The sequence below is a fragment of the Solihabitans fulvus genome, assembly GCF_008386585.1.
Lineage (GTDB): Bacteria > Actinomycetota > Actinomycetes > Mycobacteriales > Pseudonocardiaceae > Solihabitans > Solihabitans fulvus.
The window spans coordinates 1-202 of record NZ_VUOB01000463.1 but is presented as its reverse complement, the minus strand read 5'-3'; the positions used below and the strand labels follow the sequence as shown (position 1 = coordinate 202).

The window sequence follows — 202 nt, the reverse complement described above, 5'->3', positions numbered from 1 at the left end:
TCGCGTCGATGGACAGGCCGGTCGGGAGGCTGCTTGCCGACCACTGATAGGGGGTCGTGCCGCCGGTGGCGCTGTTGTTCAGCGACACCGACTTGTTGACCGCGCTGGTCTGGTCGCCGGGGTTGGCCACCGTCACGTCGCTCGGCGGTGGGTTGCCGCCACCGGGCTTCAGCGCGCCGACGCCGTTGGGGGTGCCCAGCCC

1 protein-coding gene is annotated in these 202 nt (G+C 71.8%); it reads right to left on the bottom strand.

Features of this window, described 5'->3' with window-relative positions; genetic code table 11:
• Window positions 1–202 (bottom strand): putative Ig domain-containing protein (locus tag F0L68_RS43200; protein WP_368732298.1); only part of this gene is annotated, 202 nt, incomplete at both ends.